12 protein-coding genes and 1 riboswitch are annotated in these 17,761 nt (G+C 34.2%); of the genes, 2 read left to right on the forward strand and 10 right to left on the reverse strand.

The genetic code is table 11. The annotated features are described in order from the left end of the window. Positions 1 to 83 precede the first annotated feature (83 nt). From A9G28_RS12850 to coaA, 10 genes are all read right to left on the reverse strand, one after another. Positions 84 to 5,237, reverse strand: coding sequence for an alpha-2-macroglobulin family protein (locus A9G28_RS12850; protein ID WP_065580918.1), 5,154 nt, complete (start codon positions 5,235 to 5,237; stop codon positions 84 to 86). 281 nt (positions 5,238 to 5,518) lie between these two features. Then, positions 5,519 to 6,169 (reverse strand): 7-cyano-7-deazaguanine/7-aminomethyl-7-deazaguanine transporter, encoded by a 651-nt coding sequence (locus A9G28_RS12855; protein WP_141673684.1) that lies wholly within the window; start codon positions 6,167 to 6,169, stop codon positions 5,519 to 5,521. A 71-nt stretch (positions 6,170 to 6,240) separates the two neighbouring features. Then, positions 6,241 to 6,897, reverse strand: coding sequence for a 7-cyano-7-deazaguanine synthase QueC (queC, locus tag A9G28_RS12860; RefSeq protein ID WP_065567964.1), 657 nt, complete (start codon positions 6,895 to 6,897; stop codon positions 6,241 to 6,243). A 28-nt stretch (positions 6,898 to 6,925) separates the two neighbouring features. After that, the gene (queF, locus tag A9G28_RS12865) at positions 6,926 to 7,399 is read right to left on the reverse strand and encodes a preQ(1) synthase (RefSeq protein WP_065567963.1); all 474 of its coding nucleotides are present in this window, start codon (positions 7,397 to 7,399) and stop codon (positions 6,926 to 6,928) included. 2 nt (positions 7,400 to 7,401) lie between these two features. Continuing rightward, a riboswitch (PreQ1 riboswitch) is annotated at positions 7,402 to 7,446 on the reverse strand. An 84-nt stretch (positions 7,447 to 7,530) separates the two neighbouring features. Then, a complete protein-coding gene (locus A9G28_RS12870; protein ID WP_065580919.1) occupies positions 7,531 to 10,494 on the reverse strand; it encodes a bpX6 domain-containing protein in 2,964 nt (987 codons plus the stop codon). A gap of 3 nt (positions 10,495 to 10,497) precedes the next feature. Beyond that, the gene (locus tag A9G28_RS12875) at positions 10,498 to 12,264 is read right to left on the reverse strand and encodes a hypothetical protein (RefSeq protein ID WP_065580920.1); all 1,767 of its coding nucleotides are present in this window, start codon (positions 12,262 to 12,264) and stop codon (positions 10,498 to 10,500) included. Beyond that, positions 12,254 to 12,676, reverse strand: a complete 423-nt coding sequence (locus A9G28_RS13220) for a bpX5 domain-containing protein (RefSeq protein WP_081297920.1) — start codon at positions 12,674 to 12,676, stop codon at positions 12,254 to 12,256. The genes A9G28_RS12875 and A9G28_RS13220 overlap by 11 nt, the downstream gene beginning before the upstream one ends. Further along, positions 12,669 to 13,763: an AAA family ATPase gene (locus A9G28_RS12885; RefSeq protein ID WP_065580921.1), complete on the reverse strand. Its 1,095-nt coding sequence runs from the start codon at positions 13,761 to 13,763 to the stop codon at positions 12,669 to 12,671. The genes A9G28_RS13220 and A9G28_RS12885 overlap by 8 nt, the downstream gene beginning before the upstream one ends. Positions 13,764 to 13,851: 88 nt before the next feature. Continuing rightward, a complete protein-coding gene (locus tag A9G28_RS12890; RefSeq protein WP_065567959.1) occupies positions 13,852 to 14,289 on the reverse strand; it encodes a DUF1090 domain-containing protein in 438 nt (145 codons plus the stop codon). A gap of 25 nt (positions 14,290 to 14,314) precedes the next feature. Further along, positions 14,315 to 15,250: a type I pantothenate kinase gene (gene coaA, locus A9G28_RS12895; protein ID WP_065567958.1), complete on the reverse strand. Its 936-nt coding sequence runs from the start codon at positions 15,248 to 15,250 to the stop codon at positions 14,315 to 14,317. 169 nt (positions 15,251 to 15,419) lie between these two features. On the opposite strand from coaA, the gene yihI reads away from it, so the two are divergent. Further along, positions 15,420 to 15,932, forward strand: a complete 513-nt coding sequence (gene yihI, locus A9G28_RS12900) for a Der GTPase-activating protein YihI (RefSeq protein ID WP_065567957.1) — start codon at positions 15,420 to 15,422, stop codon at positions 15,930 to 15,932. A gap of 327 nt (positions 15,933 to 16,259) precedes the next feature. Beyond that, positions 16,260 to 17,630, forward strand: a complete 1,371-nt coding sequence (hemN, locus tag A9G28_RS12905) for an oxygen-independent coproporphyrinogen III oxidase (RefSeq protein ID WP_065580922.1) — start codon at positions 16,260 to 16,262, stop codon at positions 17,628 to 17,630. Positions 17,631 to 17,761 lie beyond the last annotated feature (131 nt).

Genomic DNA, 17,761 nt, shown 5'->3' on the forward strand with positions numbered 1-17,761 from the left:
CAATATAAAATGGTGCCGCTAACTTTCGTTAGCGGATCATCGTTTTGTTTGTATTTTATTAATCAATTCTAATACCAATGCTATTATTGCTCGGCATTATTCGATTCTGATTTGCGTTCAACAATAGACATGAAGTTAAGCGATTGACCAACAGCGAATCTATCTGGGTGGTACATTGATTCAACATAAGGATACGGAACCCTATAATTACCAGCTGTTACAGCCCGAACTAAGTAAGCTACACGTGAACGATAAGAATCTTCACTCACATAATGATTGATATCAACCGCAGCAACAAATCTATCGTCACGGAATTCTTGATGTTTGATATCATTACTATCATCATCTTTCAATAGATTAGCTAATTCAGGGATCGCCTGTAAGCTGACACTACTGTTAGTTAGATTTTGATTTTCTATTTCAAGTCCAGCAGGTAAGAAATCAACGATTAATGCATCATGAATAGCTTCTTTATGAGCGTTGACATCTAATAAAACCACCATTAAATCACCTACTTTTATCTGATCAGGTTGGATTTTATTTCCTTTTAAATCATAATAAGAGCGATTAATTGTTAATTTATTTTCATCACTTGTTGGCGCAGGGGTTTTTTTACCATAACCAGAAACGGTCAATTTAATATAAAGTGGCTGTGCATTTTCTGGATTCGAAATCGTTAATCCATTTGCTAAATTAGCAAAATCGAGTGAGCGTGATAAGCTAGTATCTACATCATTGCTCTGTTTATTAATTGTAACATTAAATTGCTTTGAAGATTTATGTTGATCCAATGACCAACCCGCCACAAATAATGCACTAAGCTCTTGGGTTGAAAAATAGCGAGTATCATTGAGTAAATCAGATAAATGGATTAAGTAGTCAGCTTGTTTATCAATACTCAACTTGTTTTCAATCAATAAAGCTAAAATTAACGCATTATCACGAACTGCACTCCCATACTCTCCAAGCCAAGGATATTGATTGTCGTAACTTTTTGTAAATACTTGTGGCATTAAGCTGTTATAGATATTTTCAAAACCTGCAAGTTTGGCTGATAATGCTAATTGAGCAACTGGCAACGGCGAAAACACCTTAAAATCGCTTGCGGTGATCTGTTGATACATTTTATTAATTTCATTACGTACAGGTACAGTGATTTTATTTTGTTTGGTTAGTACAACTAAGGCATAAGCTTTAGTTGCAAATTGCGTGTAGTCGCTTACTTGTGAATTATCATTATAGTTTTGTAAACTATTAAATGCATTCACATCATAAATATATTGGTTAATACGAGAAATAGCCGCATCAAGTGCAGCATTATTAACATTATAACCACGCTCTTTAGCTTGCAATAAAAAGTCGGTCGCATACACGGTTAACCAATGATCTTCTGAACTATCTTTAGTCCATAAACCAAAACTACCATCATTACGTTGCATTGATAATATTCGAGAAATCCCTGCTTGTACTTTTTCGCGACGTTTGGTATCCGATTCAGTTTTGATTCCTAATGCAGCCAGCTGTTCTTGGTTTGCATATAATGATGGCATTAAGCTACTAATAGTCTGTTCTAAACAGCCATACGGATAGGACAATAACGACTTGATATACTGAGCTATATTCAGCGGTGGTTGATTTGATACAATCAATTTACCATCAATCGTATTTTCAATCATTTCGGCAATACTATCTTCAGGTAAAACCCAGCTGTCACCACCATTTATTGCTGCCGCATAGTATTTTGTGGTCGCAGCATAAGCAGGTCTAACGCCTACATGCCATGAACGTTTGATTTGGTAATTTGAACCATCATCTAACAAAATCCCTTTAACATTAATTGTTATAGATCCTTGCCCATAGCCATAATTAGCAACAACAGGCAATTGAATAATCTGCCTTTGCTTGCTTTCTAAAGTTATTGCTGTAGTGTTTACCGAATTTTGAAAAATCAAACCTCCTGTTGAAACTTCAAGCTGTATTGTTTGTTTTTTTTCGGTTAAATTATGAAGATTTAGCGCTAATGTGGCTTGATCACCACCAGATAAAAATCGCGGAGTGGATAGCTCTGCAATCACTGGTGAAGCGACTATCATAGTTTGTTCTGCTTTACCAAAACGGCTATCATCCCATGCTTGAGCCATTATGCGCAATTCGCCATTAAAATCAGGTAAAGTAAGATTAACAACCCCCTCACCTTCATTGTTCAATTCGATAGTTTGCAATTGCTGGGCAACAACATTAACGTCAGTTAATGGTGTTTTACCCCCTGTATTTTCTGCACCGAGTAAAGCATCACCCCCAAAACTTATATTTACATTACGCCCTTTGCCTTCAATCAATTTGCCATATACATCGTAAAGATCAACATTATAGCGTTTACGCCCTAAGAATGCACTGTATGGGTCAGGTGTTGCAAAACCAGTAATGTTCAATACCCCCGAATCAACGGCTGAAACCAATACGGTTACTTTGTGATCTTGTTGTATTGCGTTTTTATCTATTTTAACTTTAATTGGAATTGTTTTTTCTGGCTCTGTTTTTTGCGGAACGTCAAGGCTCACGGTTAATTGACGATTTGACGTGTCAATTGGCAAATAAAGTAAACCAATTGCTCGTTTAATTGTTTGTACAGCAGCATCGGTTGATGGGCGAATGATCATAGCATTAATATAAATATCATGGCGCCCCCAGTCTTTAATTGGTATCTCAACATCTAGACCTTGATCATCAACAGCAATATCTTTTTTCCATAACATTCCGTCATTAGTTTCAAGTGAAATATAGCCTGATCCAGCAACAGGAGCTTGTACTCGTACTTTAGCGGTATCACCAACTGAATAAGCAGTTTTATCAAGGCTTAGTTTAACTTGATCAGGCCGAACAGCATTTGTAGCATTTGTGTTATCTTCCCAATTGTAACCACTTCGAAAACGTAAACTACTGCTAATATTATTTGTAGTATCAACAATTTCAATACGATAAGATCCATAATCCTCTGTTTGATAACTTACTTTAGCTGTACCATTTTCATCAATAGTTAGTGGTTGTTCTTGAACAACAAATTCATTGGAATTAGATTCTTGGTGCCACCCTGCATCGTCAGACCAACTCCAATAATAGTTGCGGCGTTCACGAATAATTTTTGCTTTTAAATGATTTGATGCTAGCTTTTTTCCGTCAGTATTGACATAGGCAACTTCAAATTCAGCATTAGCACCTTTATCAACTGTGGGACTATTTTCATAACGAGCTGTTGACCAATCATAATAAAGCGATTGAGAAAACAACGCACGTACCACAGGCATTTTTTCAGTTGGCCAAATTGTTTGGCTTGCATAACGCGTAACAGGGCGCCCACCAGAATCAAGCAAACTTGCTTGTAAAATAACTTTAATTGGAGAGCTTAATTTACCCCAATCGCTAGTATCAATGCCAACTTGTGCAATCCCATTTTTATCCAGAACTATGTCAATATTATCAAGTTGGCGATCAAGATTATCATCAGTCACACGTCCAATTTTATAATTGGCTAAGTTAACAATTGAATCTGCTTTTTTAAGATAAACATGACCTTCTAAGTTATTACCTATTGCTGGAGCACCATAAAGATACCAGCCTTTAACATTAAAACTGACATTCTTATCCAAGATAACCGGCTTGTCTGATGCGGTTGTAATTTCCATTGCCATGCGTTCTGGCAAAAATTCTTCCACATGAAACCCGGCATAACGGTAGTTATCATCACCTAGATTAAAACGAAAAGCCCATTTACCTGTTGCTGCATTAGCAGGAATAACATATTGCCACTGATATAAGCCATTTGAGTCAGCTTTAGCATTGATAGTAAAATTTTCAACAATTTGATTATCAGGTAACATAACATCAACCACAATAGGTTGGGTTGGCAATGGCTTACCATTAGCATCACGTAAAAGCGCATTAAAATAAACCGTTTCTTGAGGGCGATATAAATCACGAGCGCCAAAAACAAATAGCTGTTTTTGATAAAAAGCCGAACCGACTAAGTTATACTTGCTTAAATTTAATGCATTACGATCTAAATTTACAAAAGAAATTTGTTGCCCTTTATTTGCGGTAAGTAAAGCATAATCCATACCTTTTGGTAAGGTTACTTCAGCATAACCGTCTGTATCAGTTTTAGCTAAAATAGTGGAACAGTTTTTATTGCTCTCTCGAATACTTTTATTACATAAAATCAATATATCAACGTCGCCAAGAGGCTGACCATTGTCTAGTGCATGCGTAAGCACTGATAATTTACCATTTTCATATGCATGAACAGCAATACCAATATTGCTAATCGAAAATAGTGATGTAGGGTTGGAATAATTGTAAGTTCCCGCTTGATTCATAACAGCAAAATAAATACCTTCTTGCTGTAATTGAGAAATTGAGGATAAGTCAAGCAATACCGTTTCTTGAAAATTACGTTTAGGGTTAAGATCAAAGCGAGATGAATAAACTAAATCAGAAAATTTATTGATATTATTTGAGTTCCAACTTGTTATTTGATTAATAAACCCATAATCAGAAATAAAATCCGATAAATGTTCAGGTTTGATTTTAAAGAAGTTAACATCAATTTTATTAACATTAAGCGTAGTAATCGGTAAACCACTCATTGATTTGCTAGGCAGTAAAACACCACTATTGGCAAAACCAACAAACGGCTGGCGATCTTGAGTTTTAAATTCGGTTTGGTAGACTTCTTTTAAACTGTTGCCATTAATTGCAACTAACATTTTATCGATAGTGAGCTCTAATTCACGGTTGGGTTCAAGGTATCGATGCCTTAATTCGAGTCCATTATCTGACAGCTCCCAAGCTCCATCAACATTACCCATTTTTTTATCAACTAAACGAAGCAAATTAGAAAAATTAAGCTTAGGATTTAAAGGAACAGAAAAGGTTACAACCAACGTGCTAGAACCATCCAGAATGGTTTCGGAACTATCTATGACCGTTAAGGCCTTACCATGATATTTTTCGATTAATTCTGGTGTGGGATTAAAAACCGTTGTTGGTGATTGATCTTGCGCTATTTTATTATTTTCATTAGGCTCACCAATTTTGGTCGTGTTGCTGTTATCAATAACTTCTGTTGCTAATTGCGGTGATGATTGCTCTGCATTTACTGTTTGTTCTATTTCTTTATTGTCACACCCCGCTAAAGCTAACAATAGGCTAAATATAGCTAAATGTTTTATTAATGCCATACTTTGTCCACCTCCCACCTCATATTTTATTATTATTGATATTGATTATATTTTATATATATATTATGCACAGTTCTTCGCTTTTTAGCAAAGCGTGTAGCAACAGATTGAGCAATTTTATTGCAAATACCAGAAAGAAAAACTTCAATAGAATCAATAGCTTTTCTGAACGTTTTTTATAATCTTTATTGCATGCATTGAAAATAGAATTAAAACTCATCAAAAATAATTAATGAGTTTTAGTTTATTAAGATAAGTCAATGGAATTTAGGTTATAACGATTAATTAGTTTTGGAGACAAACATTAATTTTTTTAGGATAAAATTTAAAATCACACCATAAAGAGGCAAAAAGAATAAGCCACAAATGATAATTTTAAAACTGTAATCCATTAAAGAAATTTCGACCCAATGATTTGCCATAAATTCATCGCTACTTTGATAAAAGGCAATAGCAAAAAAGACAATAGTATCAATACCATTACCAAAGATAGCCGATGCTGTTGGTGCAACCCACCACGATTTATTTTTTCTTAAATAGTTAAAGACAGTAATATCCATCAATTGTCCAACTAAATAAGCGGCAAAACTTGCTAATGCAATTCGAAAAACAAAACTATTAAATTCCGTCAATGCCGATAAACCAACCCAATGTGTTTCAAAAAATAGTACGGAAATCACATATGAAAATAGCAATGCGGGGAGCATCACCACAAAAATTATCTTCCTAGCTAAACTCGCTCCAAATACCCGAATAGTTAAATCGGTGGTAAGAAAGATAAATGGAAAAGTAAACGCCCCCCAAGTGGTTTGAAAACCAAAAATATCAAATGGAATTTGTACTAAATAATTGCTGGAAGCGATAACCAAAATATGAAAAAACGAAAGCCAGCTTAGAGCCTTGATTTGCTGTGCGTGAGTAAATTGGTTTATATGTTCTGAATTAGCGTTCAGGTGCATAAATTTGTCCTTTTTTAATGGGGTAAGTGAACCCAGTGTTTCAATTAATTTGAATGATTAAGGTATTGTGTTAATCCTTTATCTCGAAGAATACAGCTCGGGCATTTGCCGCATCCACCATCAACTCCGTAATAACAAGTATGAGTATGGTCGCGGACATAATCCAAATAACCTAGTTTATCAGCCATTTCCCATGTTTGAGCTTTAGTCAAATACATCAAAGGGGTAATGAGATTGAAATTATAATCCATAGCAAGATTCATCGATACATTCATTGATTTAATAAAAATATCACGACAATCAGGGTAGCCACTAAAATCGGTTTCACAAACGCCAATAATAATGTCACTAATACCGTGTTGCTTGGCATGACAACCAGCCAAAAGCAAAAACAGCATATTACGTCCATCCACAAAAGTATTAGGGTAATCGCCTTCTTTGGCTGCGGTGATTTGTTGTGAATCATCAATCAAAGCATTATTGGTCGTCTGTTTAATCACCGAGGTATCCACCACGGTTTGCTTAACGCCAAGATCTTCAACAATCCACTTGGCTTTTTCAAGTTCAATAGCATGACGTTGACCATATTGAAAGCTGATGGTTTCGACGTTTTCACGACCATAATCAGCAATGGCTTGCAGTAAACAGGTAGTAGAATCCTGCCCACCAGAAAATATCACTAGTGCTTTACGAGTTTGCATTGAGAGTTTCCTGTTAGGGTAAATTGAATTAGCGATTATCGACTTTTTCAGGATAAAGATCGTGATTAGCCAAACGGCTCATCGCTATTTGTTCCCAATTAGTGCCGGCTTTACCATAATTTGCATAAGGATCGATAGAGATTCCGCCGCGAGGGGTAAATTTTCCCCAGACTTCAATATATTTAGGATCCATTAGTTTAATAAGATCTTTCATAATAATATTGATGCAATCTTCGTGGTAATCACCATGATTACGAAAGCTAAAGAGATATAGCTTGAGCGACTTACTTTCAACCATTTTAATATTAGGTACGTATGAAATATAAATCGTCGCAAAATCAGGCTGCCCAGTGATAGGACAAAGGCTAGTAAATTCTGGGCAATTGAACTTAACAAAATAGTCGTTAGTTGGATGTTTATTATCGAACGTTTCGAGTATTTCAGGACAATAGGTTGTAGGATAGCGAACAGATTGATCGCCAAGTAGTGTAACTTTATTCATAATTTTCCTTAGTTTTTTAGCGTGGGAGGTTCACGAACCACGTAACAAAGCGCACACCATACTCTTTTTAGATAAAAATGTCTAGTACCATTAAGGCGCCATTAATTTACCCAAATTCTCACCTATTTATGTTAGATCGAAAACGAGGTTACTTTATTTTCCTTAACATTAACGTGTAATACTCGACCTTGTTTATCAAAGAAACAATATTCACCATCAATGCACAAACCAGAAACAGGCATTGATGAATGCCAATCAATGATCATTTTTATCTGGTTGCTATCAGGGTGATATAAATGAATATTATAACCAATACTATCTTCTTGATTCACACACAGCGCAATTATCTGACCAATTGCTAAAACATGAAGATTCTTAAATTGTTTCTCACTCATCGTTAATGGAATTACTTCATAGTTAAATTTATTAAAAACATGTGATAATTGATTGGTTATATAATCATATTTTAAATATGATATTCTTAACTCATCACTTAACAATACGTTATCACCATCATTTTCAATATCTCGTCTATTTATTAGTCTACGTTCAGGAATACTATAGTAAAATGCTTCACAACAATTCTCAGGATTAACTGTTAATATTGCCTCTTGATGATCTTTTATTGCTATTTGTAACACAGAATTAGGCGATAAATCGACTCGCCAAACAACCGCTAGTGTATTGCCTATATTAATCACTTCAATACAGTTATTATTAACAATTGTCCAATTGATACCATCAAATGTCCAATGACATTGCTGAAATTGGACAACACCTAAATCAATGAATTTGCCAGTACTTAAATCAAGTTTATGAATACGGTAATAGTTATTTCTTTTTACCAATGCCAAAACCTGTAAACGATTATGAGATATCACTAATCTTTCAGCTGGAATCATAAAATGAGCAAGTTGTTTACCTTGCCTATCAACTTTAATGATGCCTGCTTCACCTAACGCCAATAAATAATTATTATCAGTCAAGACAGCCATATGATAAATTGAACGGTAACCTGCTTCTGGGCAAATATAAAGAAGAAGCCGATTAGATTCTAATAAAGGCTTATGTCTTGCTAAAGTTAACGAAGAATTGGGCATATCAATTTTTAAAGATTTATCTTGAGTGAGCTCAATCAACTTTGCTATATCTACTTTGGTAAATTCATTTGGATAAGTGACTACATCAGCTAGAATATTGTTAATCAATACACGTAACAAACTTCGTAAATTTTCAATATATTGTTGTTGTTCTAATATTTGTTGAGCAATACCTAATCTTTTTTGATAAAAATCTGGGTTATTTTTTATCTCCGTCAAGCGATCTTCAAGTTTATCAATCGACTCAGGCATTAATATTAAACGTTTAACTATTGCTTTTGCATCTATTGCCTGTGCATCTAGTTTATCAATGTTATTAAACCATTCTTCAGCAAGATAACGATATTTTGGTAATGGCCAAATAACATCTATCGCTGCTAACCATTCCGCTCGATCAGCCAATGCATTTGCCCATTCTAATCTTAACCTATCCACTATTTCTGGTTGATCTTTTTCAAGCATCAAAATAGCATTAGCAAAAGCATTATCACGCCTTGCTATCATCACTGCTTTATTCCAATCATTTGCTAAACAGCAAAGTTTTATGATTAATTCAGGTTTTGCATCACGCGCAATAGCTAATTCCATGGCTTGTTTGTAACGCTTTCTTTGCATTAAAAATTCTAAGCCTTCATCCAAATTATTTAACAATTCAACCAAAACAAAAACCGCCTCTTCCACTCGATCTTGTTTGGCTAATTTTTCAAAACTCTGCTGATACAAAACCTGCAAATGCTTTTGTAATTTCTCCTCAAGATAGATTGATGATGAATTACCATAAACCGACTCGCTCAAAGATAATTTATTACGCGGTTTAGGGACACCAAAAGCTTGCCCTTTTGAAGGGCTATTGTTATTAATCGGAATTGCATAGCGTAAAGCGTCTTCTAAGTTGCCTTGCTCAAACTTTTTTAACATGGTTTCGATATAATTACCTTGCCGAAGCGCAATCAAATGGCTTAGTTTAGAAACTATTGAAAATAATGATAAATAATTACGCCATCGGCTTGGTTTTTGTTTTTCGCGATTCTGACGAGCAGGCAAAGGAGAACTATTAGGATTATAAGTTTGCGGCAAATCACTACTCTTCATCTTGTAAGTAAATGTTTTTACTTTAATTTTATTAGAAATCTCTCCTCGTTTAATTGCTTTAGCATATTTGACAGTTTTGATTATCATGCTAATAACCATAGCAAATAAGATAACTCCCCCCAAAGTTAACAATAAAGTAGCTAAAATTTGATAATTATTATTAATAGGGGAGCCTTGCAAAGCCGAAACAGTATCTGAATTTTTATATCTAAAAATCGCCAATAATCTTAACAATATAAATATAAATATAAATATAAATGTAAATACAAAATAAATCCATAAGGGAAAAGGCTTTCTTTTTTCCGCTGCATTAGTAGCGCTAGAGTTAGTCTGTTGATCAAAATTTTTTTGCTGGCTTTTTTCCCTTTGCTCATTAATATATCTCATCATTTTAGGGCTTGGAGAGGGTATTTTACCATCAAATATTTGGCCAATGGGTTTACCATCTTCTGTAAAGTCAAGCAAATCATCATAAACAACTTCAATAGTATAATCTTCTGTTTCAAATAATTGATATTTATCTAAATCTACCCACTGAGCAGGATCGATTTTAATTGCATCGTCATAACTGTATGAAGTAATTGCATTACCCGAAACTAACACTAAATCATAATACGCTACTTTTGATTCAAATTTGTCAGGCAAAAAGGTGGAGCACAAAATGCCATTTTGAAAAATTAGTGGCCAACCTTCCAAGCCATCACAATTAAGCATTTTTGTGGTTGAAAATTTCAGTAAATCACCTTGTTTAAATTGATAAATTGAACACCCTAAAAACCAATATTTTATTAATAACCGTCGTCGTTGTACGCTATCAAACCATTGAGCAGGAAACCATATACCAGCAATATTTTGTGTCCCCTTTAAAGTCGGGATTCGTATGAAGTTAACCGTATTTGTCATATATTAATCAATTTTACTTAATTTTAATCGCATAGATTGTGTTATAAATGAATATAATATTAATTCACCTGCGTCAGTAGTGACTGTAAATGATTTAGCTAATGAGTTATAACTATAACTTACGATCTTATGTGGTGAACGCAAACAAATATTTATGCTATTAGTGACATAATCAAATAGCGCAACTTGCTTTTTATCATGATTTATCACTAAAAAGTGGGTTCTACCATCATACGAGTCATAAAACAATCCAAATACAAGCCATTCATTAGGTACAGTAACATGCATCGACTCTTTTTCAGCGGTAAATACACGCCACAGTTGCTCATCACCAATCGCTAAACGACCAAAACCTTTTAGCCATAATTGTTCAGCCGTAAGAAGGTACTGTAAATTAGACTTATGTTTAATTCCAACCAAACGATAAGTATAAGTACCTGCATTATAACCTGTTAAACAGAGTCTATTTTGATCATCAAAATAGAAATAATAAGCAGCACTATCATGCAATTTAAATAGTGCCACAACATTTTTATTAATAGTTTTAAGTGAAATTACTTCATTCTTTTTAGGTAAAAAATATAAAGAACACAACAAACTATTCGAATCAATAAACAAAAAAGTGGACCCATGTACATTATATAATCCCAAAAAGGCAACTAATGGTTTGTCTTTATCTATATTCAGGTTTTCGACTAGCTCAAACTTTTCACTATTGGCCTGCCATAAAAATAGCCTTTGCTGATCGTGAAGCAGTGCCACAATTCGCTTTCCTTTTAAATCCATCCCTAATACAGAGCCACTTAAGTGGTGGTATTGAATCCGACAATTTTTTTTAGGCGAATAGATCCCTGTAATGCTAATACAATAAGCCATAGTACTATCAAGGTTTGATGTCAAAATACATTTACCATTTGCCGAAATAATTGGATTAAATCCAATATTTATTGGAACAATAGACTTTTGTATTATTTCTGCATAGTCACTATTGCTAGCAAATTGCCCCGCTAACATTTTTTCACAAAATATTGGAGCGGGTAAGCTTAAATAACAGTGTTTTGACATTATTTTGCTATTTATTGTTACCGATAGTTTTTCAGGTGATTTAATTAATCGTTCAATATTAACTTGGTGTGTTGAAAAAGCTGTAAAAGGGGGATTCGCACCAATTAACCAACATTCATCGTAAATTTGTTCCGACTGTTCAAAATAATTAGCCCAATGACGATACATTTTATCCGTTGCAAGCGTTGTAGTCCGCTTGTTTAGTAAACATCTTAGATCGCCAATATCTTTAAATAATCTTAAATTAGGCCGATTTTGAATAATGCCCCAATAAAACTGACTTTGGTGATTATGAGAACGAATCTCTAACAATAACATCAAAATTAGGTGAACAAGGCGAGATACACCTAATTGTAGAATACCACAATCAAATAAAGCAATAATAACGCCATTCGCCTTGGACTTTTCTTGCATGGGGGTAAAAAAAAGATGCTCATAACTCACTGCTCGGCGAATAAATTCATCAGGTTCTTCTTCCGCTATTAACCATTCACTTGTCAATAAATGATCATAGCTGCCACGTTTTTTTAAATCCCCTAAACCTGATAAAAATTGTTGATCTTTCCATCGGCTTTCTTTTGTTGGTCCTAACAGGTTATTAAGTTGTAAAAGTAGATCCGCTACTATCGGTTGCAAATTTTCATCGAACCATGATAACCAAGGTTGCCAAGCTCGAAACGGTTTGGGTAATGGATTATTTGACATATTCAAGAAACTCTTTGGTTAATGGCCACTTTTTAGCTAAAGGAATAACCGCTTTAGGCTGATCCCATAAAAGCATCTGCTCACATTTAAACTTATAACCAATAGCTTCAGCCAATAAAAACAAAGATATCGACGGTTTAGCATGGCATGGTAACCAAAGTCGTGGTTCTTGGCTATCAATCATCGCATATTGCACACCATTTACCCATGGTAATAATGAGGATTCACCAATAATCACAACAAAATTATCACCTTTAACAAATTGATATTTAGATAAATCATATTTACTTAAGTTTTGTCTAAGATGATTAAACAAGCGTGGGACAACATCATTCCAAGCGACCACAGCGACAGGTACTACTGGATCATTATTAAGTTGCCAATGCCATTGAATATAAGTATCACTACACATTCTGGGCTATCAAATCAATTAATTGCGTTCTTAACTGCTTTAGTTGCTCTGGAATGGTATCAACGGAATAATTGGCATCAATTTCACGTAAGACACTTTCTATTTGTTGAGCATCATTATTTACACAATGTGTAGCAAGCTCTATCAATCTTTCTAAACGAGCGTTGGGTTGTTGAGCTGCTGACTCCGTAGCATAAAAAAGTTGAGAATTATTAGATAATGTAAAGACATCTTTTAATATCTCTTGCCCTCTCTGCTGCGTATCAATGGTAGGTAAAACATAAAACAGTGGCCATAAATCTTGTTTTTCAGCCTCAAGCCTTCCATTAACCAAAGCTGCTGCTGCAATAAGCTTTAGTGTTTTAACTACACGCCTATCCGATAAGCTAATGCCATTTTGTCGGAGTAATCTAATTGCATCCGCAAACGGCGAAAAAATTTTATCAAGATTAACATTTTTGACTTGCTCACTTAGCTCAGCAAGTTCATCTAAAGATAAGGAAGAATCTATTTCAGCATATTCGGCTTGCCAACCACCAGCAAGCATATCTTCGATGAAGTTATCTGCAACAGGTTCAACAAAAAGATGGAGTAAAAAGCGATCTGCAAAAGCAGCCAAACCATCATCATCAGGCAAGCTATTTGATGCGGCAATACAAATTTTTAACGGGCAGGTGATTTTCGTGTGACCTCGCCGAAATTGGCGTTCATTTAAAATACCTAATAATGTATTTAAAATTGCAGTTGAACCTAAAAAAACTTCATCTAAAAAAACAATTTCTGCCTCTGGTAACATACCACTAGTATCTGTTTCAACCTTTCCTTCACGAAGTTTTTTAAGATCAACGGTTCCAAAAAGTTCTGAAGGTTCGGTAAATCGACCTAACAAATATTCAAAATACTGACCATTCATCGTTTTAGCTATACGCCTTACTACCGCACTTTTCGCTGTACCAGGTGCTCCAATGACTAATAAATGCTCTTTAGCAATTGCAGCAAGGATGATAAGTTCAGCTAGTTGTTCTCGACCAATAAAACCTTGAGTGGCAACCTTAATACATTGCCTAATTTTAGATACGTTTTCCATTATATTTCTTTATATTTTTTAGATTAAAATAATTCAAATCTTATTTTGGTCAATTATAATACAACTGTTTTTCAAAATAATACAATTGTTATTTAGCTTTAATTTCTTCATAAAATTCAGCTAATTTAGTTTTAGCTTCGCTCAATTCTTTTTGAGTTTCACTTAATTTTAGCTTTTGTTTAGCTATTTTTTGGGCGTCTCCTTTTGCTTGCGCTTTAGCTAAAGCTTGCTCTTTTTCGGCAACTTTTTTAGTCTTTTCAATTACTTTTTCGGTGTATTTAGCTTTTAAATCATCATCATTACAATATGTATTGATATCATGTAATGCTTTTTCAAGCCCTTGAGCTTGGCGCAAGTTACCCGCCTTTTTTGCCTCATCAATTTGTTTTTCCATAATGTGTTTTTTGCTAAAACAAGTTACACCTTGATATTCGTCATGATTTGCAGCATAAATATTAGGTATAAAAGCGATAGCTGTTAATACTAAAAAAATTAACTTACAAATTGATCTTATTGTTAATTTCATATCGATCTTCTCCCCCCTTTTTAAATTATTTTCTTAATTGAACACAATCAACTTTATGATCTTTGCCTTTGGTTAGGATAAGGCTGGCTCTTTCCCTTGTTGGTAGGATGTTTTCTATTAAATTCAATTCATTAATTTCATGCCAAAGACGGTTTGCGATGTTAAGCGCTTCTTGCTCTGGCAATTTTGAGTAGTGATTAAAATAAGAATTGGGATCGCTAAATGCTCCTGCTCTGAATTTTAAAAAACGATTAACATACCAGTTGTGTAATAACGATACATCGGCATCAACATAAATTGAGAAATCAACATAATCAGAAACAAAAACACGATTATTGGCTTGTGCATAATTTACAGCGCCTTGTAACACATTTAATCCCTCAAGAATTAAAATATCAGGGCTATCGAGAATAATTTGTTCATCTTGAACAATATCATAAACTAAATGAGAATAAACGGGTGCTTTAACCTGTGCTTGACCAGACTTAATATCAGCAACAAAATTGATCAGTTTTTTAATATCATAAGATTGCGGAAAGCCTTTTTTATTCATTATTCCACGTTCTTCAAGGCATTTGTTGGGGTATAAAAAACCATCAGTTGTCACCAAAGCCACTTTGCGATGCTCAGGCCAACGAGATAATAATGCTTGCAATACACGAGCTGTAGTACTTTTCCCCACAGCAACGCTTCCTGCTATACCAATGATATAAGGAATTTTTTGGCTTTTGCCTAAAAATTTAGATAAAACAGCCTGCCGACTAAAACTATTGCTAATGTAATAATTAAGCAATCTAGATAAAGGTAGATAGATATCACTTACTTCATCCATTGACAGATCTTCATTAATGCCTTGTAGCGAGACTAACTCATCACAAGTTAATGTCATTGGCTCTGCATTACGTAAACTAGCCCACTCTTTACGACTAAATTGCATATAAGGGCTTAAATGATTGTTCATGTTTTATGTTTCTCTATTGCAATTAATTCTCAAATAGTTGGCTCAGATTATACATAAATCTCATTTTTTACAATCACAAATTAGCATTGATGCTTCATCATAGCTATCTGGTCAAGTTACTGTTAAAATACTAGCTAAATCTTTAACTCTGGTATTAAATTGAGATTGTATGTTAAAAAATAAATCGAAACAAAAAACTAAGAAAAGCCGTCAAGAGATCAATGAAGAATCTCGTGAACTAAAGCGTAAACGCAAACATAAAGGTTTGCCAAGTGGTTCCCGCTTTAATAATCAAGAAAATAACAAGAATAAAAATTCGACAAAAACAGTCAAAGATCCACGTGTGGGTAGCAAAAAGCCCATTTCCTTAATTACGGAAACTTCAAGTAATGTCACACAAGCTAAACAACCTACTAAACCAACTAAAATGGTTTTATCATCAAATTTATCTCCACAACAAGAGTTAGAACAACTAGAAAATGATCCAAAATTAGATAAGTTACTGGATTTAGTCGAGCAAAATAGCAAACTAACTAAAGAGCAACAAACTTATCTTGATAGTAAATTAAATCGAATTGATGAGTTAATGCAACAGCTCGGTTATACTGACGACGATTTTGATGATATTGAAGATCAAGACGACAAGAAAGAAGATATTGTTAGTTTGTTAAAACGAAACTAATGGTAGGAAAATATAATTAATACTCATGATTGTATATTTCTGATATGCGAGCTGGAATGCCATTGTAATAGTTAAGTTTCGGCTCGTGATTTAATGTCACAACCTTTATTTTTTATGCCTCTAATTAATAACTTAAAAGCGAGCGAATCATAATGCCAATATTAATTATGCTAAGTTTATATTTTGGGTTATTAATTTGCACATTGTTATATTTAAATAAAACCAATCAAATAAAAATTAAAACAAAAATTAGAAATCATCGAAAACTGATACGAAAATTCGATAAAAATAACAGCACTAAACAGAGATTTAAACGGAAGTAACAGCATGACTGATATGCAATTATGGGATCAGGCGTTAATTGAAAAATATAACTATTCTGGTCCAAGATATACCTCTTATCCTACTGCACTTGAATTTAATGAAGAATTTAGCAAACAGGACTTTTTATCGGCCGCCACACGTTATCCTACAAAGCCATTATCGCTTTATGTACATATCCCGTTTTGCCATAAACTTTGTTACTTTTGTGGTTGTAATAAACTCATTACTCGCCAAACAAAAAAAGTCACCAAATACCTTGATATTTTGGATATTGAAATTGCCGAACGGGCAAAATTATTCAAACAACGCACAGTAACACAAATGCACTGGGGCGGGGGTACACCGACTTTTTTAACTAATGATGAAATTACTCGCCTGATTACTTCGCTAAAAACGCACTTCAATTTTGCGGATAATGCCGAACTGTCGATCGAAATCGATCCTCGTGAAATTACACCACAAACCATCGACCACTTAGCGAGTGTTGGTTTTAACAGGTTGAGTATGGGGATTCAAGATTTTAACCACGAAATCCAAAATCTAATTAATCGCAAACAAGATGAAACACTAATACGTTCTCTTATCAATCAGGCACGAAAAAATCGTTTTCACTCTATTAGTCTAGATCTAATTTATGGTTTACCCAAGCAGACCGTAGAAAGCTTTACCGAAACACTCAATAAAGTGATAGATATTTCACCCGATCGTTTAAGTGTATTTAATTATGCTCATTTACCAGATCGTTTTGCCGCGCAACGTAAAATTAAAGATGATGATTTACCAAATGCCAACCAAAAATTGCAAATTTTACAAACCAGCATCCAAAAATTAACCGATGCTGGTTACCACTTTATTGGTATGGATCATTTCGCCAAACCCGCCGATGAGCTGGCTATTGCTCAGCGAGAAAATAAATTACACCGCAATTTCCAAGGTTATACAACACAAGGGGACGCGGATTTACTTGGGCTGGGCGTGTCAGCCATTAGTATGTTAGGTGATAGTTATGCGCAAAATCAAAAAGATCTGAGTAGCTATCAAAGTCAAGTTGAACAAAAAGGTCATGGATTATGGAAAGGATTTGATTTGAATCAGGATGATATCATTCGTCGTGATGTAATCAAGCAACTCATTTGCCACTTTTATCTAGATAAAAAAGCAGTAGAAGAACAATTTCATATCCAGTTCGATAACTATTTTGCTGAAGACTTAAAACTACTCGCGCCATTGCAACAAGATGGATTAGTCACCGTAAATGATCAGATAATTAAAGTTCAACCTAAAGGACATTTATTGATACGCAATATTTGCATGTGCTTTGATATTTATATGCGAAAAATGGCAAGGCAACAGCAGTTTTCTAGAGTTATTTAATTTGAAGTCGTTTTTTAAATTACGGCAAAGCGCGTGAGTGATTTCTATAAAATAAATATTATGATAAGATTTAGTCTAATTTAATAAAAGAAAGTAATAACTTATTCATTTTATCGTGTTATTAAAAGTTA

It is taken from the genome of Gilliamella sp. Fer1-1 (assembly GCF_001690825.1).
Classification (GTDB): domain Bacteria; phylum Pseudomonadota; class Gammaproteobacteria; order Enterobacterales; family Orbaceae; genus Gilliamella; species Gilliamella apicola_C.